The 23,610-nt window shown below is 42.7% G+C and carries 23 protein-coding genes; 19 read left to right on the top strand and 4 right to left on the bottom strand.

The window, feature by feature from the left end:
* Positions 1-659: 659 nt before the first annotated feature.
* From rlmKL to rmf, 5 genes are all read left to right on the top strand, one after another.
* Positions 660-2,792, top strand: a complete 2,133-nt coding sequence (gene rlmKL / locus L4C34_RS10485) for a bifunctional 23S rRNA (guanine(2069)-N(7))-methyltransferase RlmK/23S rRNA (guanine(2445)-N(2))-methyltransferase RlmL (RefSeq protein WP_428789295.1) — start codon at positions 660-662, stop codon at positions 2,790-2,792.
* Between the two features lie 11 nt (positions 2,793-2,803).
* A complete protein-coding gene (locus tag L4C34_RS10480; protein ID WP_428789294.1) occupies positions 2,804-3,046 on the top strand; it encodes a glutaredoxin family protein in 243 nt (80 codons plus the stop codon).
* Positions 3,024-4,943: an ABC transporter ATP-binding protein gene (locus tag L4C34_RS10475; RefSeq protein ID WP_428789293.1), complete on the top strand. Its 1,920-nt coding sequence runs from the start codon at positions 3,024-3,026 to the stop codon at positions 4,941-4,943. The genes L4C34_RS10480 and L4C34_RS10475 overlap by 23 nt, the downstream gene beginning before the upstream one ends.
* Before the next feature lie 6 nt (positions 4,944-4,949).
* A complete protein-coding gene (locus L4C34_RS10470) occupies positions 4,950-6,653 on the top strand; it encodes a DUF3466 family protein (RefSeq protein ID WP_428789292.1) in 1,704 nt (567 codons plus the stop codon).
* A gap of 177 nt (positions 6,654-6,830) precedes the next feature.
* Positions 6,831-7,004 carry a ribosome modulation factor gene (gene rmf, locus L4C34_RS10465; protein WP_428789291.1) on the top strand — a complete coding sequence of 58 codons (174 nt, stop codon included), beginning with the start codon at positions 6,831-6,833 and terminating at the stop codon, positions 7,002-7,004.
* A 149-nt stretch (positions 7,005-7,153) separates the two neighbouring features.
* Here rmf and fabA read toward each other — a convergent pair whose 3' ends face one another.
* Both fabA and L4C34_RS10455 read right to left on the bottom strand, forming a co-directional pair.
* Positions 7,154-7,672, bottom strand: coding sequence for a bifunctional 3-hydroxydecanoyl-ACP dehydratase/trans-2-decenoyl-ACP isomerase (gene fabA, locus L4C34_RS10460; RefSeq protein ID WP_428789290.1), 519 nt, complete (start codon positions 7,670-7,672; stop codon positions 7,154-7,156).
* Positions 7,673-7,743: 71 nt separating this feature from the next.
* Entirely contained in the window at positions 7,744-9,399 is a 1,656-nt protein-coding gene (locus L4C34_RS10455; RefSeq protein WP_428789289.1) for a S16 family serine protease, read from the bottom strand.
* A 162-nt stretch (positions 9,400-9,561) separates the two neighbouring features.
* Here L4C34_RS10455 and matP point away from each other — a divergent pair, with 162 nt between their 5' ends.
* The 3 genes from matP (at position 9,562) to L4C34_RS10440 (ending at position 11,299) form a co-directional block, all read left to right on the top strand.
* Complete coding sequence (matP, locus tag L4C34_RS10450) at positions 9,562-10,011, top strand: macrodomain Ter protein MatP (RefSeq protein ID WP_428789288.1); 450 nt, start codon at positions 9,562-9,564, stop codon at positions 10,009-10,011.
* 10 nt (positions 10,012-10,021) lie between these two features.
* Entirely contained in the window at positions 10,022-10,324 is a 303-nt protein-coding gene (locus tag L4C34_RS10445; protein WP_428789287.1) for a DUF3634 family protein, read from the top strand.
* A 366-nt stretch (positions 10,325-10,690) separates the two neighbouring features.
* Positions 10,691-11,299 carry a hypothetical protein gene (locus L4C34_RS10440; RefSeq protein ID WP_428789286.1) on the top strand — a complete coding sequence of 203 codons (609 nt, stop codon included), beginning with the start codon at positions 10,691-10,693 and terminating at the stop codon, positions 11,297-11,299.
* 230 nt (positions 11,300-11,529) lie between these two features.
* Here the strand turns inward: L4C34_RS10440 and L4C34_RS10435 are convergent, their stop codons facing one another.
* Positions 11,530-11,898 carry a DUF3693 domain-containing protein gene (locus L4C34_RS10435; RefSeq protein WP_428789285.1) on the bottom strand — a complete coding sequence of 123 codons (369 nt, stop codon included), beginning with the start codon at positions 11,896-11,898 and terminating at the stop codon, positions 11,530-11,532.
* A 119-nt stretch (positions 11,899-12,017) separates the two neighbouring features.
* Here L4C34_RS10435 and L4C34_RS10430 point away from each other — a divergent pair, with 119 nt between their 5' ends.
* The 10 genes from L4C34_RS10430 to L4C34_RS10385 all read left to right on the top strand — a co-directional run bounded on the left by L4C34_RS10430 (position 12,018) and on the right by L4C34_RS10385 (position 22,174).
* Positions 12,018-14,006, top strand: coding sequence for a replication endonuclease (locus L4C34_RS10430; protein WP_428789284.1), 1,989 nt, complete (start codon positions 12,018-12,020; stop codon positions 14,004-14,006).
* Between the two features lie 78 nt (positions 14,007-14,084).
* Positions 14,085-14,399, top strand: a complete 315-nt coding sequence (locus L4C34_RS10425) for a chemotaxis protein (protein WP_428787984.1) — start codon at positions 14,085-14,087, stop codon at positions 14,397-14,399.
* Positions 14,400-14,670: 271 nt separating this feature from the next.
* On the top strand, positions 14,671-14,895 hold the full coding sequence (locus tag L4C34_RS10420) for a major coat protein (RefSeq protein WP_428787983.1): 225 nt from the start codon (positions 14,671-14,673) through the stop codon (positions 14,893-14,895).
* Between the two features lie 71 nt (positions 14,896-14,966).
* Complete coding sequence (locus L4C34_RS10415) at positions 14,967-16,391, top strand: hypothetical protein (protein WP_428789283.1); 1,425 nt, start codon at positions 14,967-14,969, stop codon at positions 16,389-16,391.
* A 19-nt stretch (positions 16,392-16,410) separates the two neighbouring features.
* Positions 16,411-16,779 carry a DUF5455 family protein gene (locus L4C34_RS10410; RefSeq protein ID WP_428789282.1) on the top strand — a complete coding sequence of 123 codons (369 nt, stop codon included), beginning with the start codon at positions 16,411-16,413 and terminating at the stop codon, positions 16,777-16,779.
* A 2-nt stretch (positions 16,780-16,781) separates the two neighbouring features.
* Complete coding sequence (locus tag L4C34_RS10405) at positions 16,782-17,852, top strand: zonular occludens toxin domain-containing protein (RefSeq protein WP_428789281.1); 1,071 nt, start codon at positions 16,782-16,784, stop codon at positions 17,850-17,852.
* 58 nt (positions 17,853-17,910) lie between these two features.
* Positions 17,911-19,125 carry a secretin N-terminal domain-containing protein gene (locus tag L4C34_RS10400; RefSeq protein ID WP_428789280.1) on the top strand — a complete coding sequence of 405 codons (1,215 nt, stop codon included), beginning with the start codon at positions 17,911-17,913 and terminating at the stop codon, positions 19,123-19,125.
* Between the two features lie 83 nt (positions 19,126-19,208).
* On the top strand, positions 19,209-20,309 hold the full coding sequence (locus L4C34_RS10395; RefSeq protein ID WP_428789279.1) for a PD-(D/E)XK nuclease domain-containing protein: 1,101 nt from the start codon (positions 19,209-19,211) through the stop codon (positions 20,307-20,309).
* A 12-nt stretch (positions 20,310-20,321) separates the two neighbouring features.
* Positions 20,322-21,521 carry a hypothetical protein gene (locus L4C34_RS10390; protein ID WP_428789278.1) on the top strand — a complete coding sequence of 400 codons (1,200 nt, stop codon included), beginning with the start codon at positions 20,322-20,324 and terminating at the stop codon, positions 21,519-21,521.
* The gene (locus L4C34_RS10385; protein ID WP_428789277.1) at positions 21,521-22,174 is read left to right on the top strand and encodes a hypothetical protein; all 654 of its coding nucleotides are present in this window, start codon (positions 21,521-21,523) and stop codon (positions 22,172-22,174) included. The genes L4C34_RS10390 and L4C34_RS10385 overlap by 1 nt, the downstream gene beginning before the upstream one ends.
* Positions 22,175-22,262: 88 nt before the next feature.
* On the opposite strand, the gene L4C34_RS10380 is transcribed toward L4C34_RS10385, so the two are convergent.
* The gene (locus L4C34_RS10380; protein WP_428789276.1) at positions 22,263-22,637 is read right to left on the bottom strand and encodes a regulator; all 375 of its coding nucleotides are present in this window, start codon (positions 22,635-22,637) and stop codon (positions 22,263-22,265) included.
* Between the two features lie 509 nt (positions 22,638-23,146).
* Between L4C34_RS10380 and L4C34_RS10375 the strand changes: the two genes are divergently transcribed.
* The gene (locus L4C34_RS10375) at positions 23,147-23,536 is read left to right on the top strand and encodes a hypothetical protein (protein WP_428789275.1); all 390 of its coding nucleotides are present in this window, start codon (positions 23,147-23,149) and stop codon (positions 23,534-23,536) included.
* Positions 23,537-23,610: the final 74 nt, after the last annotated feature.

The raw sequence follows: 23,610 nt of genomic DNA, 5'->3' as shown, positions 1-23,610 counted from the left end.
ATGGCCGATTTTTTTTGCCAATAATTTGCTTACCTTCCAAAAAAGAAGACATCTACCGTGGCCTAGGTTTCATAACATTAGGCTTCACGGTAACAGACTACTTCACTAGAGCTTCATTCTCTCAGTCCCAATGATATTGAACCAAAAGGTTTTACTATTTTCACCTATACCCACTACTGTGCCCCTCATTAAGTTCATCAAATCTGTCTTACTTGCTAGTTCGTATCGATGTTTGAATCGCTATAAAATCAGTTTATCCCACAGATTATTTGCTCCTAGACGTAAAGCGCCAACTTTATCTGCAAATAAAACGTCGATTTCCAAGAAAAATGTTACTTTGAATGGTTCTAATTCACACTGAATAGTGGCTATAAGTCCCCAAATATTCCCCTTTTTATTCAATAATGTCAGAAAGAAACGTCATTAATCCTTGGTTGGTATAGACCAAAATTGTGTGAATTTTTATGCAATTTGGAGTTGTGAGATTGGTTATTTGGGAGGTTTGAAGGTTGCGTGGGTTGACGTGGATTTGCGTGACAAGGAAGTAAGGGCGCCTATTTAAGCTGGAAACAAGCCGCTAAGTAAAGGCCTAGCGTGATTTCATCATGTGCGAATGTCAGGTATAATCCACCGTCATTTAATTTTATAAATAGAGTCTCATGCATCAATATCTTGCAGTTACGTCCAATGGTCTTGAAAACTTACTAGTAGAAGAGTTATTAGAGCTTGGTATTACCGATCCGAAACCTGTGCAAGCAGGGGTTAGGTTTAAAGCCACCAACGAGCAAATTTATCGCTGTTGTTTGTGGAGCCGCTTAGCGTCTCGTTTTGTACGCGTGCTGGGTGAGTTTAACTGTCAAGATGATATGGATCTTTATCTGTCTGCTACCGCGATTAATTGGGTTAATCACTTCCATAGCACGAAGAAATTCGTGGTGGATTTTAACGGTACCAACCGCGAAATTCGCAATAGCCAATACGGTGCGATGAAAGTGAAAGATGCAGTCGTGGACTGCTTTGAGAAAAAGAGCCTGCCACGACCAAACATCGATAAAGACAATCCAGATCTAAGAATCCATGTCCGCTTGCACCGTGAGAAAGCGATCATTGGTATCGATATGGTTGGCCCGGGTTTACACCAACGTGGCTACCGATTGAAAACGGGTAGAGCGCCACTGCGTGAAACTTTGGCTTCTGCTATCGTACTACGCAGCGGTTGGAGTAGCGATAAACCGCTACTCGATCCAATGTGTGGTTCGGGTACTTTGCTGATTGAAGCGGCGATGCTTGCGGCGAATATGGCACCAGGTGTGAAACGTGAATATTGGTGTTTTGAGGCTCTAGAAGATTTCGATGCTGAGCTTTGGGCAGAGATAAAATCTGAGGCTAAAGTACAAGCGCGACGTGGTGTCAAAAATGTTGGCTGTAAGTTTTACGGATTTGACAATGATAGCCACGTACTCCAAAGCGCAATAGATAACGCGAGACGTGCGGGCGTAGAATCCTTAATTCAATTCGATGTTGCTGACGCTGCCACGGTTAAGCGCCCGGCTGAATTCGAGAATGGCGTGATTTTGTCTAACCCTCCATATGGTGAAAGACTTGGAACTCATCCAGGGCTTATCGCACTGTATACCGCCTTTGGTGGTCAGCTGAAGGCAGAATTTAATGGTTGCAGTGCCTCTATCTTCTCTAGCTCAAATGAGCTTCTTAGCTGCTTGCGTATGCGTGCAGAGAAACAGTTCAAGTTGAGCAATGGTGCGTTACCGTGTCACCAGAAGAACTATTTGATCACATCTAAGCCCCCTGAAGGTGCTAGTGAAGGCCAAGATAATCAGGCAGAAGAATCGCAGATCGCTCCAGAATTCTCCAACCGTTTGAAAAAAAACATGGCCAAGATTGGCAAGTGGGCGAAGAAAGAACAGCTCGATTGTTACCGTGTCTATGATGCTGACTTACCGAATTACAACGTGGCGATTGACTGCTACCAAGATCATTTAGTGATTCAAGAATACGCGGCGCCAAAAGATATTCCTGAAGAAAAAGCAAAGCGTCGTTTAACTGATATTATTCGCGCAGCCATTAAAGTGATGGGTGTGGACGCGAATAAAGTCGTCCTTAAAGTTCGTGAAAAGCAGAAAGGGCGCTCTCAATACCAGAAGCAAAGCAGTGAATCGCAGACGATAGAAGTCAATGAGTATGGCGTTAAGTTAATCACTAACCTATACGACTACCTTGATACAGGCTTGTTCCTCGATCATAAGCTGACACGCCGTATGCTTGGGCAAATGTCTGCAGGCAAAGACTTTTTAAACCTATTTGCTTATACAGGTTCAGCGACTGTTCATGCTGCGTGTGGCGGTGCAAAATCAACCACCACGGTTGATATGTCGAATACCTACTTAGATTGGGCGAAAGAAAATATGCAGCTCAATGGCCAAGTGGGTCGCCAGCATAAATATGAACAAACCGACTGCTTACAGTGGTTGGAAAATTGCACTGACCAGTACGATCTAATATTTATTGATCCGCCAACGTTCTCCAACTCTAAACGTATGGACAAAACGTTTGACGTGCAGCGCGATCATATCGATTTGCTGAAAAACCTTAAGCGCATGCTAAAAGAAGGCGGTACGATTGTCTTTTCTAACAACAAGCGCCATTTCAAGATGGACTTTGAACAGCTTGCTGAGCTAAACCTTGAAGCAGATAACATCTCATCGAAAACACTGCCTTTGGACTTCTCGCGCAATAAGCATATTCATAACTGCTGGTTGATTCAGCACAAATAACAAGGGAATTTGTGTTAACGCTTTACAGTACAGACGGGTGCCATCTCTGTGAGATGGCCCTTGAATTGCTTTCAAATCTAGGTATCCAGCATCTCGTCGATGTGGTCGATATCGCCTTTGACGATCAGCTCTTTCATCGTTACGGCGTCACTATTCCTGTACTACGTTATACCGACGCTGAACTTAATTGGCCTTTCAATCAAGTTCAGCTACAACACTGGTTAGATAATCATGGCATTACTTACAATACATAACGGCCAACTTGCGTTTGGCGATCACCCTTTGCTCGACAGAGCCGAATTCGCCTTGCAAGAAAAAGAACGCGTATGTTTGGTGGGAAGAAATGGGGCGGGTAAATCCACTCTAATGAAAATCATTGCCGGGCATATCTTGCTTGATGATGGTAAATTTCAAGTTACTCAAGACGTCGTGGTTTCTCGCCTCGACCAAGATCCACCGAGAAATGAGCAAGCGACAGTTTTTGACTATGTTGCCGGTGGACTAGAAGATGTTGGCGAAAAGCTTCAACAATACCAAGCGCTATTGGACTTAGTTGGGCATGAACCCACAGACCGAAATATCGGCAAGCTAGCCCGTGTTCAAGAACAGCTTGATCATTTAGACGGTTGGCGTTTTGAAGACCGAATAAAGAATATCCTTGCTGCACTGCACCTCGACGAGCACACAAAACTCAGCGACTTATCTGGCGGCTGGCAACGTAAAGCGGCGCTGGCTCGTGCGCTAGTCTGTGATCCTGATGTATTGCTTCTTGATGAGCCAACTAACCATCTTGATGTTAGCACTATCGAATGGTTAGAAGGCTTTCTTAAAGACTTCCGTGGCTCGATTATCTTTATTTCCCACGACCGTACGTTTATTAAATCGATGGCCACCCGCATCGTTGACCTCGATAGAGGAAAACTGAATTCTTTCCCTGGAGATTACGATAATTATCTCATCGAGAAAGAAGAGATGCTGCGCGTTGAAGAAATGCAAAATGCTGAATTTGATAAAAAGCTGGCGCAAGAAGAAGTGTGGATTCGCCAAGGCATCAAAGCAAGGCGCACCCGTAATGAAGGCCGTGTACGAGCATTGAAAAAACTACGCCAAGAGCGCAGCGATCGCCGTGAAGTGCAGGGCAAGGTCAACATTCAACTGGATGACGGCTCCCGCTCGGGCAAAATTGTTTTCGAAGCAGAGAACTTGAGCTATCAGATTGAAGACAAGACCATTGTCTCTAATTTCAGCTTTAATATCATGCGTGGCGACCGTATTGCTCTGATTGGCCCTAATGGCTGCGGTAAAAGCACGCTACTTAAGCTTCTGCTTGATGATCTAAAACCCGATAGCGGCAAACTACGTTGTGGCACTAAGTTAGACGTGGCGTATTTTGATCAATATCGTGAAGCGTTAGACCCTGAGAAATCAGTGATTGATAACCTAGCGGACGGTAAGCAAGAAGTCATGGTTGGCGGCAGACAGCGTCATGCGCTTAGTTACTTGCAAGACTTCTTGTTTGCGCCAAAACGTGCACGTACCCCAGTTAAGGCTCTATCTGGCGGCGAGAAGAATCGTCTATTACTTGCGCGACTTTTCCTGAAATCAAATAACCTTTTGATTCTAGATGAACCAACGAACGATTTAGATATCGAAACATTGGAACTTTTAGAAGATTTGCTTGCCAACTATCAGGGTACTTTATTATTGGTGAGCCACGATCGTGAGTTTGTCGACAATACTGTGACCACAAGCTGGATTTTTGAAGGCGAAGGTGTGATTGAAGAGTTTGTTGGCGGTTATCATGATGCCCAGCAGCAACGTGCTCAGGTGCAGAAGACGCGTCAAGAAATTTTAAAACCTGTTATTGCCGAAGTCAAAGCCAGCGAACCTGTTAAAGAAAAGCAGGTTAAAAGCAAACCTAAGAAATTATCATACAAATTACAGCGCGAGCTTGAAGCTTTACCTGCAAAGTTAGAAGAATTAGAGCAACAAATCGAAGACTTACAAAGCCAAGTTAACGACCCTAATTTCTTTAGCCAAACGGTGGACCAAACTCAAACCGTGTTAGACAAGTTATCTGCTTCAGAGCAGGAATTAGAAATTGCCTTTGAGCGTTGGGAAGAGCTCGAAGCGATGCAACAGGAAAGTTAATAATAAATGAGTAGCATAATATTTAAACGCAGCCTAATTGCTGCGTCTCTTTTGGTAGCGTGTCAGGCGAATGCGGCGTTGTATAAGGTTTATGAACCGACTATAGAAACTGTCGTGATACCTGCGGCCGATTATACAAAAGCATATGGCGTAGCGATCCAGTCCGGCGCGCAATATGGTAGTTCTGGCTGTTTTACTACTGGTTCGGGATGCGATGATGACGCTAGTGAAGGTGAGTATAAGTTAGCAATCGAGACTCTTATGTCGGATGCGGCTGGCTCTAGGTATAGAGAAGAAGTCCCGTTTGGTATGGACAATGGCTTTAGCTATATCGATTCTCAAAATGATTACGCACAGTATTGTGAAGATCAATTAGGCTACCAAAGTAATGTATGTGACGGTTGGGCACTTTCTAACTACGCAATATGGGGACAAGAAAAAGCTGGAACAGCAACCCCAAATTCTAAAGTGTATATTGAAGACAATTTGGTAAGTATTAATACTGATGGTAATACAGTAATTAACGCTCTCTTTAACGATGCTCCTACGCTCCCAAAAGCAGTTGGCAACCAAAGTACATATAATAGTACAGATGTTGATAGTCGAAACAAGGCATTAAATGAGAATACCTCCAATACTCATATCAATACGTTTGAGCAAAGCCGTGAATTCGATACTTATAGCGATGGTACATACACATATACAGCTGGAAGTGTTTCAACAACAGGCGCAGCCAATAATGAAGGAACCTTCTATTACTCCCAAGCAGCAATATGGGGTGCAGGCGGAGCATCTGATGCCGCAATAATTCCTTATGAAGGTAGTGGTACTACTTTATCAGATAACAAATATGGATCTGGTAGTATCCGCAGTTTTGTTATTAATTCGGGAAAAATTTACGCTGTTGGGTACAACACTTACACTGACCAAGATATGGATGCGACCGTATTTGTTAGCTCAAGCGACGACCTCTCGACTACTCCAACGTGGACATCGACTAAGGTGTCAGGAGCAGAATCGGGTTCTGACGAAGATTATAGTAATTCGGTGTTAAACGGTATTAACAATAATCTTTTAGCGGTAGGTGAAGCGAAAAGACGAATATCTTCTGGCGGAGCATTAGCCAATAGGTTATTCGTTGTGCCTAATGTATCTACTGCTCAGTCAGCATCATTTTTATCGGGTGGCATATTCTTCTCAAGTGCCGGTGGGGAAATGGGCGCGGTGAACAATTATAATGAGATTGTTGGTCAGGTTGACGCGGAAGATACCAGAGAAACTGATGGAAAGCCTCGCCGTGTTCGAGCCTTTATTGACCCTTATGACTCAACAGGTACAGATGCAACTCGCCGAGCTATATTTGAAAATAAGTCATGGTGGTTAGATGACCTTACTAATGGTGGGCAGTATTCAACTGCAAACAACGCGTATCGTATTCTTGATGCCACTGATATCAATGATGATGGTGTGATTTCCGCTACGGCGATTAAGTGTAGTGCTGGGTATAGCTCAACTAACGATTATGCTACATGTGATGGAGTCGAATCCACTGTAGCCGTCAAGTTGATTCCAATTGCTGGCGCAACTAGCGCAGACATCGATGCCCGCGAACACAGCTACCCAAAAGTCGACAAAAAGGGCGGTAGTTTCGGATTGTTCGGTTTAGCAGCATTAGGACTATTTGGCATTCGCAGAAAGATGAAATCCTAAAATCAACAGGTTAAAAAACATACGATAGCACAGAATCACATTTTTGCTTCTGTGCTATTTTTTTTGCTTGCTCCAGAGCGGATTTTGATCAATTCTTAGTGTTAGGGTCATAAAAGATCCACAGCAACGTAACAATTGTCAGTTGCGTAGTGAACAATCAGGTATGAGGATGACACCATGAAGAGACAAAAGCGTGACCGTCTTGAAAGAGCACAATCCAAAGGGTATAAAGCTGGCTTAAACGGGCGGTCTTCCGAGAATTGCCCCTACCAGCAAATGGAAGCGCGATCATCTTGGTTAGGCGGTTGGCGTGATGCCAGAGTAGACATACAATCTGGTCTCTACAAATAAACTCAACTCATTTCCACAAAAAAGTAGGCTGATTTTAAAGTCAATAAGCCCCTCGACGGGGCTTTTCAATTACACCTTAGTGCACTATAACTAAATGGATATCACCAATAAAAGCGACTTAGAGTAGTCGCTTTTAAAAATTCTTAAATTTAGAACTTAGATGTATCTTGGAAAAGGCCGACTTTAAGGTCTTTTGCTACGTAGATTTCTTTGCCATCAACAAGAACACGACCGTCTGCCAAGCCCATAACTAGCTTACGGTTAACAACGCGTTTCATGGTGATTTCGTACGTTACCTTTTTTGCGGTTGGCAGGATTTGACCTGTGAATTTAACTTCACCAACACCGAGTGCACGGCCTTTACCTTTACCGCCAACCCAGCCAAGGAAGAAACCCACTAGTTGCCACATTGCATCTAGGCCCAGACAGCCAGGCATTACTGGGTCGCCAGGGAAGTGGCAGTCGAAGAACCATAAGTCAGGAGTAATATCTAGCTCAGCTAAAATAAGACCTTTACCATATTCACCTTCAGTTTCTGACATCTTAGTGACGCGATCCATCATCAGCATGTTTGGAGCAGGCAGTTGTGGGTAACCAGGTCCAAATAATTCACCTTGACTCGAGGCTAGAAGGTCTTCACGGTTATAAGAATCTTTTTTGTTTTGCATTGTTAAATCACTCTATTTTAAGGTATGAGCATGTTAGTGAACACGTGTTCGCTAAACAAGTCCGATGAGTACTAATTAAGCCAGTTTTTGATAATTCTGGTTAACATTCCTTCTGGCACTTCGTGGCGTTCGTAGTTATTAATCCGCTTAGCAATATGGCTTATTACGCTAGCTTCATCTTCGCCTCTAAATGGGTGTCCCATAAGGATAGGCACAGCTTCGTCAACATTGGACACCGACCAGATGTGGAATTCTTCTTTTTTGATGCTTTCAATCACATCTTTGTGTAGCGCAAGGTGCTTCAAATTGGATTTAGGCAAAATAACGCCTTGTTTCCCAGTGAGCCCTTGATGGCGACAAACGTGATAGAAGCCTTCGATTTTTTCATTTAGTCCGCCAACGGCTTGAACTCGACCAAACTGATCGACGGCACCGGTCACGGCGATTTGCTGATTGATTGGGTATTCTGATAAAGCACTAACAAAAGAGCACAGCTCTGCTAGAGAAGCGCTATCGCCATCCACTTCACAATAAGATTGCTCGAACACTACGGAAGCAGAGTAGGGTAAAGGTTCATCAAGTTTTAGAGCCGATGACACAAACGCCTGCATGATCATCATCCCTTTGGCGTGTAAGTTTCCACCGAGTTCCGCTTTTCGCTCTACGTCAGATATATCACCATCACCAAAGTGAATCACGCATGAGATACGAGCAGGCTCACCATAGGGTCTTGGGTGCCCTGGAACTTCGATAACGGTCAAACCATTGACTTGGCCAACAGTTTCCCCCTTGGTTTCAATAATGACTTGTCCATCAAAAATATCGGAAAGCGCGCGTTCAGGTAGATAAGACTCTCGATAGTATCTTTCTTCAATAGCATTTTCGATATCATCTGTAGAGAGAGCATTACTCTGAGAAGATTCCAACGCAGCTTCTTCTAGCAAGTTTCGATACCAGACAACATCTAAGGGCATGTAGCGCTGATCTTCGGTGTATCTTGCTCCTTCTTTCATTACTTGGATAAGTGAATCAGGAGTTAAAGGTGGCAGCGAGTAATGGCCGGATAACCATCTTACAAACCCCAGATAGCTCGCAATGCTTTCTTCGGTTAGCTCTATTTCTGGTTCATATTCAGTATAAAGGTTAATACCGTTATTGATGTCACGATCTAGGAGTTGCATATCATCCAAGGTGGCTCTGTCACCGAGGATAACCAATTTAACGTTGTGCGCTTGCTTCACCGCTTGAGTCGTTAACCTTGTCGGTGTGGCGTTGTAGGTTTCAACGTCCTCACCCAACACGGCTGCTTTTAACTTAAACCATGCGATAGGGTTCTGCGTAATCAAGTTGGCCGATACGATCAGAAAGCCACCTTCAGCTTCAGCGATGACACCTTGTTTCGAACTCGATACATTACCTTGCTTATCCACAGAGTAACTACCCAATATATCGCGCATATCTAGGCTGCAGCTTGAAACAACGGAGACTGTATTTTCGCTAACTTGTTGCAGTGCTTCAACAAATAAACGGTGGTAAACCGTGTTATCTGGAGCTTTTATCGTCAATATCTTGGCAACGCCTGATAACTGAGAGAATCTCTTGAGCGTTTTTCCTAGCCTCGGCTGGCACCCTAAAACGGAATTTTGTGGGATAGATTGGTATTGCTTAATTGTGGAGCTAAAATTATCAAATTGAGGTGTAACAGAACGCCAGCTTTCGTGGTTCATTGAGTATCGAGTCTTTTACATAACAGAGATCTAAGAGTATATAGAAAGTGACACATTTGTGTTAGTACAAATGGACGGTTGCGCTGTTTGTTTCTATCTTTATTGTACAAACCTATTGTGTTGAGTTACGCTGTCACTAAAGTAATTAGGAACATCAATTAAATGAAATACCAACAGCTTGAAAATTTAGAATGCGGGTGGAAATGGCAATACTTACTCAAGAAGTGGAAAGAAGGTGAAGTCATTACTCGTTATATTGATTCAAGTGAAGCGGAGGCTGCAATTAACGAACTGCAAAATATAGAGCATGAGCCGACCTTAGTTATGCAGTGGATTGAACAGCACATGGCCTTGTCTCTTGACAATAAGTTGAAGCAGGCTATCCGAGCAAAACGAAAACGTCACTTTAATGCTGAACAAGTTCACACTAAGAAAAAATCCATCGATCTGGATTATCGCGTGTGGGAAAAGTTGTCTCAACGTGCAAACGAGCTAGGGTGTACATTGTCTGATGCTATCGAGTATTTGTTAAGTGAAGCGTCGCGCAGTGAAAAAGCTACGGAAACGGTCAGCAGTCTTAAACAGGATCTGACAAAGTTACTCTCTGATTAAGGGGAAAGGGATGTTATACGCAATATTAATTATTGCTCTATTGGTCGCGTGCTGGATAGGCGCTCAAGAAAAACCTTTATTGCACGTAAAGTTTAAGGGTGGGGTGATTGTTTGGTCAAAAGGGGGCTTTCCCCAAAGGTTCAAACACAACATCATTCAGATCGGTGAAATCGTACCTTTCGATGGTGAATTAAAAGTGTTAAAAAGAAATGCAGGGCCACTTCTTATTTTCTCGGAGATAGTGCCAAAAAAGGTACAAGAACGCATCCGTAATGTGTATGTCGAAGAGGGATTTTCTCTCGATGATGACTAATGGTTAGTCTTAAATATAATAAATGCCTTTTCATTTGGTCTTATCATAAGCGGGCTATACCATTCTTCGGTTACTGTTAGTTACACGGATTTTTAAGCCGACCATCAAATTGTTCGGCTTAAGTCAATTTCTTAGTTCTTGTTCACTTTGTCTCATCAGTACTTTCTCAACTCCTTTTAGATAAACCTTTTTCTCTGCTAATCCTGATTTCAGATAATTATTGAGCGTCTTCATTTTAAACAGTTGCTTTAAAGTTTGTGTGTTAGGTTGCACAATATATTTTTGTTATCTGATAATCTGTTCGCGCACACGTATGTGGTTAGTACATCGAAGTTTCACTTATTTGAAATTGACAAGGAATTGGAGATGAATGAATCTAAGGAGAGAGTCGCGCGATGGTTTATGTCTGTTGGGATAATACTGTTTGTTTGCCTTATCATCTACGCGGCAACTCAAAGAGAGAGCTTCGTTGAAAACAAGAATTTGAGTTTAACCGAATTTTCGAAACTCAGCCAAAGTAAAAAACATCTCATCATCAATAGTTTCATATCCACACACGCAGTTCGATCCACCCAAGCTAATTCATTTTATGCTTGTGTAAGTGAGTTAACCTACACGGCAAATGGGAACCTAACGTTGGGTTCGGCGGCGAACACATGCTACGACGAGTACCAACATGGCAAGCTATATCATTATGTGAATTTTGATCAGTTTGAGCGAGGGTTCAATCATAGCAACGGATCTTACGTAGAGCTCAATGATTTGGTTAAGCATCAGTTTGTGTCAGACGAGAGATCGTATCGGCCAGTAAAAACAGATTATCGTTTAGTTATGTACGGTATAAATAAGCCAAAGGCCATTGTCAGTACAGAGTTTGACGAAAAGAACCAAGATGGAGAATGGACAAAACACAACGTAATGGCATCGGTCGACGTTTCAACCGGCAATGTAATTAAAATTCTCAGATATATTTGAATGCCGTTCAGCTAACTCATAAGTCAGATTATTATCAGTCTTCATGTAAAGCCAATTTTCGCAAACCCTAAATATTCAATTACCAGATAGTTATATTAATAGTCACATGGAGAGTTCGCCAGAACGTAACCAAGTGATTATTAATACTAATTATATACTTTATGGTAAATCATCATTATGTTCAATTTACCCAATAAAGATATGGAAGAATAGAGAAACCTCATATTCATTTAACATAAGATACATAATGCGCACTTAGAGGCGTGGGCGAAATCGGATGTTAGAACCAAAGCTAAACCCGCGCTAGCCATTGATATGGCTCGTAATCCACGGCTATCGAATTTTTTTGCGATGGTTTCCCACATGGCTTTGATCGCTGGGTTTTCGTTGCGATCCGCGTGACAACCTAACAATGCCAGCTCAGGATCAATTCCTGCTTCTTTTGCCAAGAAAACTGCTTCTGAATCAGAGATATAGCGCTTTCCCTTTCTCATTTCATAGATTCTGGACTTAGGTAAGTCTAAGTCATGGGCAATCTGCTTGTCTTGAATGTAGTTTTTCGCCTTTTTGTAGGCGTCTAATAGCTGACTTTGATACATATTCATTTCTCCGTTTTCTTCATTCTAGTCCAACGATAACAAAAAATCGTATCTTGCAGGAACGATTAATAGTGTCTTAGAGTAATGATAAATCGTTACCAAGCCATCGGGGACAAATTATGTATCAAGTACTTGAAGACATGCAGACAAGAAAAACTTGTTTCGTGCCAGCTCGCACTAGCAACGATGCCTTTAAACCTGACAGCTACGATTATCAATTGGATCTGACTAAGCCCAAAGTTGACCACACGCGCCCCACTCCATTTTCGCGCTGGATGTTCGACCAACACAATCACATTGTCACCACCGATGCCGAGCCGAGTATTTCGACGTTACGCATTCCGGCTTCGTTCAAACGCAATGGCCGATTCTGCAAAGACATGATCCGAACGTTTAAAGATGTGTGCCAACAACAAGACGATATTGAAGCGCTGCGCCAAATGACCGACGCCAATCATCGCCTCAATCAATTTAATTACAGCGCGGCCATGGACGATGACGACATTCGTATACTGGCGGCGGACAAATCCAAACAGTTTATGCGCGAGTTGGCTAAGTTCGGTGTCGACGAAGAGCAAGAGCGTTTTCAAGTTGCGGTGGAATTGTTGGCCATGTTGGGCCTGAGCTTTCGCAAGTCACAAATCAAACAAGCCGAAGATAACGGCGAATTGTTTGCACTGGTTAACCGTGCGTTGGATGAAAAATGGCTGTGTCGTCAGCTTCGCCGCAAGTGTGCGTACACCGTGGAACAAGTGGCGCGCGATTTGGCGTTAGTGCAACGCGCAAAACAAGTCTACTGCTCAGACTTTTCAGTGGAACGTCATCGAGAGCGCCGTAAGTCGAATCAAATCGTATTAGAACAAACCGTGGCCTATGAAGATGGCAACGAGCATAACTGGTTCACATTGAAAGAGCTGTCTGATAAATCGGTTTCTAATCCTGAGATACGCCGTGGCGAAATGTTCGTTCGTATCCGTGGCTTTGAAGACATTGCGAGAGAGTCTGATCATGCTGCGATTTTCCTAACCGCCACGGCCCCTTCCCGCTTCCATCCAGTTTCCGGTGGAAAGATGAATCAAAAATGGCTAGACGCTGGCCGTCCTGATGCCAAAACCTCGCATCAACACATCATGGGTGTGTGGCAAGCCTTAGGCAAATTATTGTCGAAACACAAAATTCATACCTATGGGATGCGCATCGTCGAGCCCCACCAAGACGGTACGCCGCATCATCACTATTTGCTGTTTTTGGAGCCAAAACATCGCGATTTTGTGGTGTCCGAATTCCGCCGTTTATCGCTCAAAGATTCACCCAATGAGAAAGGTGCGCAGAAACATCGCTTCACTTGTGAGCATATTGACTTCAAAAAAGGCTCTGCGGTTGGTTATGTGGCCAAATATCTAAGCAAAAACATCGATGGCCAGCATATTGATGGCGATAAGGGCTCAAATCTACAAGGAACCGAGGCCGCCGAACGTGTTGTGACGTGGTCACGCGTGAATCAAATACGACAATTCCAGTTCATAGGTGGCCCGTCCGTGAGTGTTTGGCGCGAGCTTCGCCGACTACGTGAAGAATTCAACGAGGATGACGCCATGTTTTCAGATCTCAACAATGCTGAGCATTACATATTAGAAAAGGTTCGCCGCGCGGCGGACGATGGAGATTGGAAAGCCTTCTGCTATGCCATGGGTGGCGTGATTGTGAATGGCGAAAAGACGCCGGTGAAATTGCACTACATGGTGCCAAGAGCCATCGAGAAAATATGCCAATCGGATGATGCTGTTACCCAATACGGCGATGCGGCCCAAGCGCGAGTTAATGGCTTGATGTTTAAGAACGTCTACATCATGACGCGTTTTCGCAAATGGAAAGTAACCGACAAGAAAGTGTTTGAGCGCTCTCGTGAAGGCGTCATGTCGAATCTTGTTGATTGGTTCGATGTCATGGAGCGCAATCGCGAATACGAATACATGTTGGAAGACAGATTCCAGCAGTACGAAGAGCGCATGCAATATTGCGAACACCTTGAGGCCGTGTATCTGACTGAGGGTTTAGAAGGACTCGCGTTAGAGTTGGTGGGCGCAGCCCCGCCGACTCTAATGTGAGTTCTTCCTTGGACTTGTGTCAATAACTCCCTCTTTTAATTTACTCAACAACTAACGAACGACAAAAAGGAAATGGTTATGAAAATTGAAGGTTTGATCTTTGATGATGCGGACATCACGCAAGAAACCAAAACCAATCGCAGTACGGGTGAAGCGTTGCTGTCAGGCAAGTTTAAATTCCTGACCACCAATCCCACTGAGGCGATTGATGTCAAAGTCAGTGCCGATCTGTGGGCCAACGGTGAAGCCGGAAAAATGCTCAAGAGTTTGGTTGGTAAGCGTCACCAATTTGAGATCCAATATCGCGAAATGAGCTTCGGTAATGATGACGGAAAACACGTGTCATTGAATGGGTTTTATCTCCACGCCCTACCCCAAGTTCAAGCGAAATAGCGGATAGACGACGATGAAAGATGCCCAATTTACTGAGTTTATGGCCGCGTTTGATAACTTCCAATTGATGGTGTTTATCGGCTTGTTGTTCGTGATTTTGGGCATTGGGATGATATTCGGGGGGCAAAGATAAATGCTGTCTATTGATTTTATGGTTGGGTCATTTTCGACAGTGTTTATCCTTGGCTACGCGATTGGTAAGCAGCTGCTTATTTGGAAACGTGCGGTCGAGGTTTCAACGTCAAACTAACTCGTGTAAGGAATACACATTATGAACATGATCAAAAAGCATTACGGAAAAATTTTAGCAGTAAGTTCTCTTCTTGTCGGTTCGGTTGCTCATGCGGCTTTGAGTACGGAAGCGCAAGCAGCGGTTGATTCGGTGTCCACGGCAGCAACGGATTTCTTGGGATCGGCATGGAGCATCGCCATTATTGTGGTGGTCGGGTTTGCAGGTATCAAGCTATTCAAAAAAGCGGTCAGCAAAGCGACTTAATTACTCTTTTTAGTCGTACTTCTGGGGCGGGTTCTCCGCCCTTATTTTTAGCAAGTAACAAAGGAAATGTTATGCGCTATTACTCAGGTTCATTTTTATTATTAGCTATTTTATTACTTTCTTTCCCACAACGGTCGTATGCGAATGAAACGCCACCCGTTCTCTATAAGTTAACGTCTAGCCTTTGGTGGTCAAATCCACAATGTGGTTCAGTTGGAATGACCGTTGCCCCTGATTTTTTTATCGGGTGTGGTTGGCTTACACATGGTGGTGAACACGATAACGGTACGATTATAAGTACTTATCTATCAAATGGCGGAATATATGGAGTGACGGCGGTAACTCAGGGTATGCTTTTTTATATCTCCGTTGTGAATGCTTGTCCATCATCTGAATCATATAACCCTGATACTAAAGCCTGTGAGCCACTGCCTGAGTTTTGTGATCGAGATGAAACGGTGGCTATGATGGCTTCAGACAAAGAACAATGCGAAGTAAGTGAAGGCATTTATTCCGCGCAATGTGTCAATGAAACGGAAACGTATACGCCTCAATGTGTTCAACCTAATGCCTGCGTGATTGGTAAGGCGGGCTGGCCAGAGTGTATGGCTGATTATGATCCAACGACACCCCCTCCCATTCCCGAATTAAATTTCAATCCAGCGACCGCAAGCACTGCGCCAAAAGCCGACTCTTACGATAAGCAAGAAGCCGATACGGTAACAGAAACGTCCTCTACCGATACGGCGGTACTTGAAGCAGTACAGAATCTGAACCGTGATGCAAATACGGCACTCACTTCTCTCGATACTAATCTCACTCAAGGCGTTGCGGATATTAATACGGCGCTCAATCAGCTTAACGCGACCAATAACGCGGTGGGTCAGTCGGTGGTTGACCAACTGAATCAGGATTATCAGATATTCCAAGCGCAAAAGGATCTCCAATTGCAGACCACGGGAGCGGTTGCGAATGCAGGTTCTCGGACTGTGGCGGCAACCAATCTTGCGACGGATGCCATTAATGACAATACCAATGAGCTCGGTCAAAAATTGGATGCACTTAAAGAGGCGGTAGAGAGTGAAGCTTGTGTGCCAAGTGCAGAGAATAGTTATTGTGAAAACCCTCATGGTCTCGATTCGGGAACCATTACCGACATCATGACGCAAGTGAGTGAAGTGGCCGACGGTGAATTGGATAACGTTGAAACCACTGCTGTTGATAGTGCGACGGCCATCGCGACCACTCCGCTAACGGGTGAGGTTGAGTCTAACATTACCGCGCTGAACGATGCGATGTTGGCGGTGCTTCCTCAAGTTGGGAATTGTTCGCCGTTGGTGTTCGAGTTCTCAGGTAAAACGATGTCGATTGATTGCAGTGTCTCGGCGCAAATCAAAACGGTGTTGTCCTATCTGTTCTATTTGTACACGGGACTAATGCTGATGAGCATTTTGTTTGATGAAGTCACGCCCAAAAGTCGTAAAGCGACCGCGTAACGTATAAGGAGATAAGTTCATGCCCGTTATTCTATTACCCATTATTAGCAGTGTCGCGGGGGCGCTTCGAATTCCTGCCATTGCAATGTTCTTCGGTAGTCTCGCTGCTCAAGTGATGGCGTTTTTTGCTCGCAAGTTAACGCGTGGCTTTGCCATTAACTTAACCATCGTTGTGATGATCATTGGTCTGGCGGCTGGGTTATCGGCGGCCATTTATGCCTTGTTCGGGGCGCTGTCGTTTGTGGTCCCTCCAGCGTTGAATCAAGCGGTTGATTTCTTTCTACCGTCTAACTCTATTCCGTGTTTTTCTGCGGTTATGTCTGCACGTTTACTTCGCTGGGTGTGGGAATGGCAATACTACGCGATCACTAAGGTTGCGGGGGTATAGCGATGGCGGTCTATTTTGTGACGGGCAAACTCGGTGCAGGTAAGTCACTTACCTCGGTGGGCCGTATTAAAGAGGCACTCATTCGCGGCGTTCCTGTGGCCACCAATCTTGATCTCAATTTGTGTGCGATGCTCGGGCGCTATACCAAGAAAACGCAATGCTATCGAGTTCCAGACAAACCGACCTTGCAAGACTTAGACGCGTTGGGTAACGGAAACCAAAGCTATGATGAATCGAAAAATGGCTTACTCGTTCTGGATGAATGTGGCACCTGGTTTAACTCGCGCACGTGGAATGACAAATCTCGCCAAGACGTGATCAATTGGTTTCTGCATGCACGTAAAAAAGGTTGGGACATCATTTTTATCGTGCAAGACATTTCGATTGTCGATAAGCAAGCGCGTTTAGCCTTGGCCGAACACACGGTATTTTGCCGCCGTCTCGATAGGATGCAAATTCCGATAGTGTCCTCGGCGATTAGGATCATTACGCTCGGTTTGATCCACTTGAAACTGCCCAAGCTACACATTGGTATCGTGAAGTATGGCGATAACGCGCAAGCCTTAACCGTAGATAAGTGGCACCTGTGGGGAACTGAACTCTATGCCACTTACGACACCAAACAAATCTTTTCGAGTCACTATGAAGACGGCGTGTATATGAAGTTGCCGACTTGGTACTCTCACGGACGTTACCGTGTCCCTTATACAGCGAGAAACATCATGCGGATCACCAAAATTGTGGCGCGTAAATACTCCCGTTTGACCATGTTTACGTTGGGCTCCCTGCTCTCTCTTGGCGTGTCTTTGCTCTACACCTCGGAGACTAACACCGTTACTAATGTAATGACGTCGACAGTAGAGAAGCCAAACTATCAAGCGTTCAATTTTTCTGGCTATCGTATTACCAGCTACATGCAAACGCCGGATGGTCAGCTTAGCTTTGAGATCGATAAAGACGGCCAACGTAAGAACAGCATGGAACTGGCCGCCATGGGTTATCAGTTTACAGCCAAGTCACGTTGTCACATCACGGTCAATCGCGGAGGGCCATCTCATGAACTGTATTGCTAATGGCTATCAACCTAAGCTCGATTGTCAGAGTCAAATGCTTTTCAATTTGGCTTTGATAATGAGCAGACAAGCACAGCGCGTCAGTGGGGTTGCCCTTTTATTCCTTCTTATTCCCCTCGCCGCTTTCGCAGATGAACCGACTAAGTTTGAAACCGCCAACACACCCATTGCGGAATTTGTGTCATGGTTTGCGACTCAATCCGGTCAAACGATTGTACTTGGTCAAGGTGTCACTGGAACAGTTAGTTTTACCGCGCCGGATTTAATATCAAGTGAGTACCCTGCTTTCTTCAACTCGGTGCTTCGTTCGCATGGCTATCAGTTAGTAAAAAAAGACAATGTCTATATTGTTCAACTCACCACAGAGGCGGTTACTCAACTTACCCCCGTGTATGTGAAGCTTTATCGCCTCGAACACGTGCGGAATACAAAGGTTGTTGACCTGATTTCGTCGATGTTGGCTGCTACACAAAACCAAGCTATCAAAGAGCAACCAGTACAGAATTATAATGTTGAAGTTCTACCAACCACGAACGCGCTCATCATCACTGGCACTGAACAGCAACTCGCGAAAATAGATACACTAATGAATGGTATCGATAAGCCACAACGCCAAGTGTTCATTGAGGCGATTATCACTGAATCGAGCGTTGATAAATCGCATGAGGTTGGAGTTAATCTTGATGCTGCGTTTAAGCATGCAGGCTTCATTACCAATACCACCATTGCCAGTCTTACTAGTGACAATGTGTTGATGTATGAACGTGGTGATTTTTCGGCGTTGGTTAAGGCTATAGAGAGCAATGAAAATGCAGAGCTGCTCTCTCGGCCCCAAATGTTAATCATGGATCGGGAAAGTGGTTACATCACGGTCGGCCAGAACGTCCCTTTCATTACCTCTACCGAAGTGACGGACGGCGGAAATAAGATTAACACCATAGAACGCCAAGATGTGGGAGTATCACTCAACGTGAAACCGCATGTTATGGGTGATTATGTCGTACTGGAAATTGAACAAGAGTCTCAATCCGTCACCAATTCCACTCAGGCGGCGGATATTATCACGAACAAGAGGACTCTTAAGACAGTCGCCAAAGTGAAAAGCCGTGAGACGATTGTACTTGGTGGCCTTATCTCAACTGAAGAAAAGACAAGTGAAAGCGGAGTGCCTGTCTTACGTGACATTCCGCTAATTGGTTGGTTGTTTGGTTCTGAGTCGTTAGTGCGTCAACAGAAAGAGCTTAAAGTAGTCATAAAAACCACCGTAATCTGATAATAGTATTTAGCCATTGCTGCGAAGCTTGAGTGACGATAAAATCACCTGATAACAATCAACAACTTATACAGGTTAACGTAGTGGCAGAAACTAAGAATATCGGTGTGATAGCAGAAATCATTTCAAGTCAAATCTTTACTGAAATGAAGTGGGATGTCAGTGATAAAACTGATATAAACTGGGACTGCTGTATGCGTTCTCACCTTACAAAGGCACAACAAAATGCAGAAAAACCCAAAATAAAAACCCATCCGACTGATATTGTATTCTCGTATCCTGATCCATATAACAGCGAAGTAACAATCTACGTACAAACTGATTTAAAGTCGTACTCAAAAAAAACTATCAGAAATTACTCTGATATAATGAAAACTATCCGTAGCCTGTCTGAACAAGTCGAGTGTTCATCTAAAAGTCAAGAGTGGCGAAGTGAGTTTTTATTACAGCAACCTAGCAACTATAAAGTACATGGGATGCTTTTCATTTACAATCACGACGAGATGTACGATGACGACTTATTGACTAAATTATCTGGTGTGCCAAATGCAGATTATAGCCTTCCCTCCGACTCAATGATGGCCATATTTGACCCTAAAACTATTCGTTTTCTACTTAGTTCGGTAGAAGAAATTAATCGACGTCGCAATATTCCTTGTGATTCTAAATCAGACGAAATACTTTGGCAAAAAATACCAAGTCGCGAAAAGTGTGGCTTCTTCTACCCTGATAAACACAACAAGATTTCAGTTAAAGATACTAAACTACCAGCTTCAATCGAAATGATCACTTCAGGCATGTTGATGTTTACTTATGAGCATGATTTTTTTGTAAAAATTGATGGGGACACGGTTAAGAGAGAGAACAAAAAGATATTAAACATTTTTTGGAGTGAAGATGCTCTGACAAAGAACCCATTTATCTTTGTACTTGAGTATATTTTTAACTACCAACTACTGAGCCAGTTTGATCGCATTTACATCTGTACCCCATTTTCCTCAGAAAGTAGTAGTTATTTGCAGCAGGCTATAACGTCTTATGCTGGAATGTATTCATTTAATGCTCAGCAACTAACTATCCTGAAAGATACCGTCATTTCTATCCCTATTCATACAAAGACTGTTTCGATCTTCGATTTTCAAGTAGCAAGTAAAAACCACTCTCGTATATGTGATTTTGGGTAAGGAAAGAAGAAAATGAATAAGTATCAAGCAACACTATTTGCGAACGAAAGCGATATATATACTGCATTGCATTCAAATAAATCTAAGATGGCGCCTAAATCACTACGTAAAATTGGCTTTGATCGGGGGCTGATTTTTTCTAAGAAGTTGGAGCGAGAAGAACTAGTTGAAAGACTTGCCGACTTACCATTTTCATACTCTCACGTTGAAAATATACAGAAAAAACTTGACTCAAAATCCAATCAAGAGCTGTATTCAGTCAAGAGAATTTTCAACGGCCAAGCAGACTTTGGTGACTTTGATATTGATGAATTACATGATGTCATTGAAATAGTAAAACAGAACCGACCATCAATGCTAGGTAATGAAGAAATTGAGCACTTTGGTGCAATTGGAATGTACACCGTTTCTATAGAATACACTGAATTCGATTTTAAACGTAATAAATTTCAGCAAAGAAAGTTGTATGGTGGCGAAATTCGATTTATTCAACGTAAAGACTATGTGTCTGTTCGTTATACCTATACAAAACGAATTAAAGAGATCCTTAATAAGATATTAAAAACATACCAAGAACAGACTCGTTCCATTATTGATGTTAGAGAAATAGACCTATCTGACATCAAGGATGCTGATTTGAGAAATGCATTTGCATTAAATATATATGATTTTGAGCACGTACATTCATCATCCTCTAAGTTTATCTATGCGGGATTAGAAAAGGTTCGTGTAAGTAAAATTAGGACAATATTAGACGATGAAGAATTTATCGAGGTCGATGAAGGTGAAGGTGATGAATTCGAGAATGATGCCAAAATAGATGATAAGGAAAACAAAACATTCATTGATAATGCGTCATACGACGGAAAATCATTAGTTAACACTAGTCAAATAGAAGACTTATGTAAAGATAGCTTCTATCGTAGCCAAATTAAGTGGAAGTCAAAAGCTACATTTCTACCGGGTAACCCCGTTATTACTTTTGAACTAGCATTTGATCAAAAATATGAGGCCACAGATCTCAAGTTTAAAATTGTGAGCAAAGAGACAGCTGGAGAACCTGAGACGAGAGTAAAACTTACGGACGCTGAATTTGATCAAGTAATATATCATTTAGAAAAACATATTTTCGTCGTTAATGACTTCGTCAGCTCAGAGGCAGAAGCGAGCTATCAGCCTAAATCTGAGCCAGATAAGCAGGAGGCTAGTTGATGGTTAAAGTTAAAATTTATAAGGTTGATCAGATTACCTATGAATCGGTAGTTCGAGAGCGCCTTGCCACACAGCCATATACCAGTGAAGGGGGGTTTGGGTTTGATGTTATCGATGACGACAATGATAAATTAGTCGTTCAGTTCATTGAAAAACAGATTCGTAATCAAGAAATTGAAACTCCAGATGGAGATATTTCAATGATTGAATCTGTATCATATATTAAAGTAAAGTTCTGTATTCGTTTTAATACTAAATATGCTTTATACGTGATAGACCCACCTAGAAGTATGAAATACCCATTTGAGATGATAAGGACGCTTTTTGACTTAAAAAGTAATCTACAGCCCTTAGAATTTGATCTTAAGGCATTGTTACAAGTATACAAAGATAAATATGATTTAGTCGTAAAATCTATGTCGTTATCCAATATCCAGTATGATGCACATATACTTGCTAAATCGAAGATTGCTAGTACTAAAAACTTACACCCGTTTTTCTTAGCCAATTACAGCAAAACGCCTGCAATAATCGATATTGTTCATATGATTATCAATGGTATAGATACTGAAGTGTCTCGAACAGGTCGTTTCCGTGTCCATGAAGCAAATTTACAAACTTTTATATCAATGCTTGAACATTCCTTTCAGTAATTTAGTTAAAGCCGTTTGAATCAAATCTTACGGCTTTTCAGTTGTTATATAGATATAAGAGTCGGATCCCCTACTTTACCAGTTGCCTCTATAATTTCCTTTTTATCCGTTCTATCGACCTAGCAATCCTAAGCAGTTTGGTTGATGTTTCAAGATCTGACGGGGCCTCAATCTGTGTAAGTGCGTGACCACACAAAATTTGTTGCGGTCCAATTAACTCACCAGTTGGAATCTCTAGTTTGTTTTTTCTCATCCTAAATTGTTGCCAGTCTTTCTTGGGGCTTAAGTCTCTGGCGGTGTAGAGCCTCATTAACCGTTTACATTCCTTAGGTATGTCTCGACCTAAATCCCACTGATATACCGTTTTCACCGACTTGAAGCAAAGATCTGCTGTTTCTTTCTTGGTTAATCCGCATTCAAACTTACGAAAAATGTAGTTTTTAGTCATGTCTCTATGGTGCATTGATACTTGCCCTTTTAGGGTTAATGGGCTTCGTATCAAAAGCAAACTCTAGTTAATATAAAGTAAAAGCTCTAATTCATTGGAGGCAGAGCACTTAATGTCTCATTTCAATTGAGATATTGATCACACAAATGAAAAGTGTTGAAAATGAGGATTTTGCTTTGAAATGTGCTCGGTGAGCGTCGATAAGAGAAGTAATGACAATTTCAAAGCTAATGCAGTTAGAAGTCATCATTTTCACAACTTTGCTTATTCATTGAAAAATAAGCCTTTTTTAACATAAGTAAACATAATGCGCACTTTCATGAGATTAAATGTAACGTATTGAATTTAATGTATTTTTAATGAATTAAGGGCTTAGCTTGATTTTTCTTACGTTTGGAGTCGATCAATCATTTGAGCGTTGTACGCTTTTATTTCAGATTAGGACTAATCTATAGATATGACTGCGACAATCGACCTTTTTTATCCTTATGATCCATAATCGTAACAGACATGGCATGTATGAAATGCACTTCGAAGGCCACACGCTTTATATCAAACTACAGGGAATGTGGAATGTAGAGGGGTGGCGTGATTATCAAGACCATGTCCAGAGTGAAGTGTTAAAGTCCAATCTTCCATTTTGGGGAACGTGTGTAGATGCCACCGAATGGGAGTTCTTTACTTCTGAAGTTTGGGAAACGGCACAGCAAGACGGTCTCTGGGCAATTGAGCATAATATGCGTTTCAATGGAATGGCGATGAACCGGATTATGTTCAAGCAACTAACCACAGAACATATGGACAATAATTACCCTGGATTTGACTATGCCATTTTCCAGAACTACGACGAGTGTCTAAGGTGGTGCAAAGAAAAAGAAGCTACATATTGTAGAGCGAACTTAGACGGCCTCTAGTGCACAATCAGTATTTAGACTCTATACAATCAATCTCTTGTAGAATGAGAAAGCACTTGAAGCCGATGGTGAAT

Origin of the sequence: Vibrio profundum, from assembly GCF_050337555.1 — a bacterium.
GTDB classification, from domain to species: domain Bacteria; phylum Pseudomonadota; class Gammaproteobacteria; order Enterobacterales; family Vibrionaceae; genus Vibrio; species Vibrio profundum.
The sequence above is the reverse complement of the archived record's forward strand: the minus strand, read 5'-3'. Positions and strand labels throughout refer to the sequence as shown.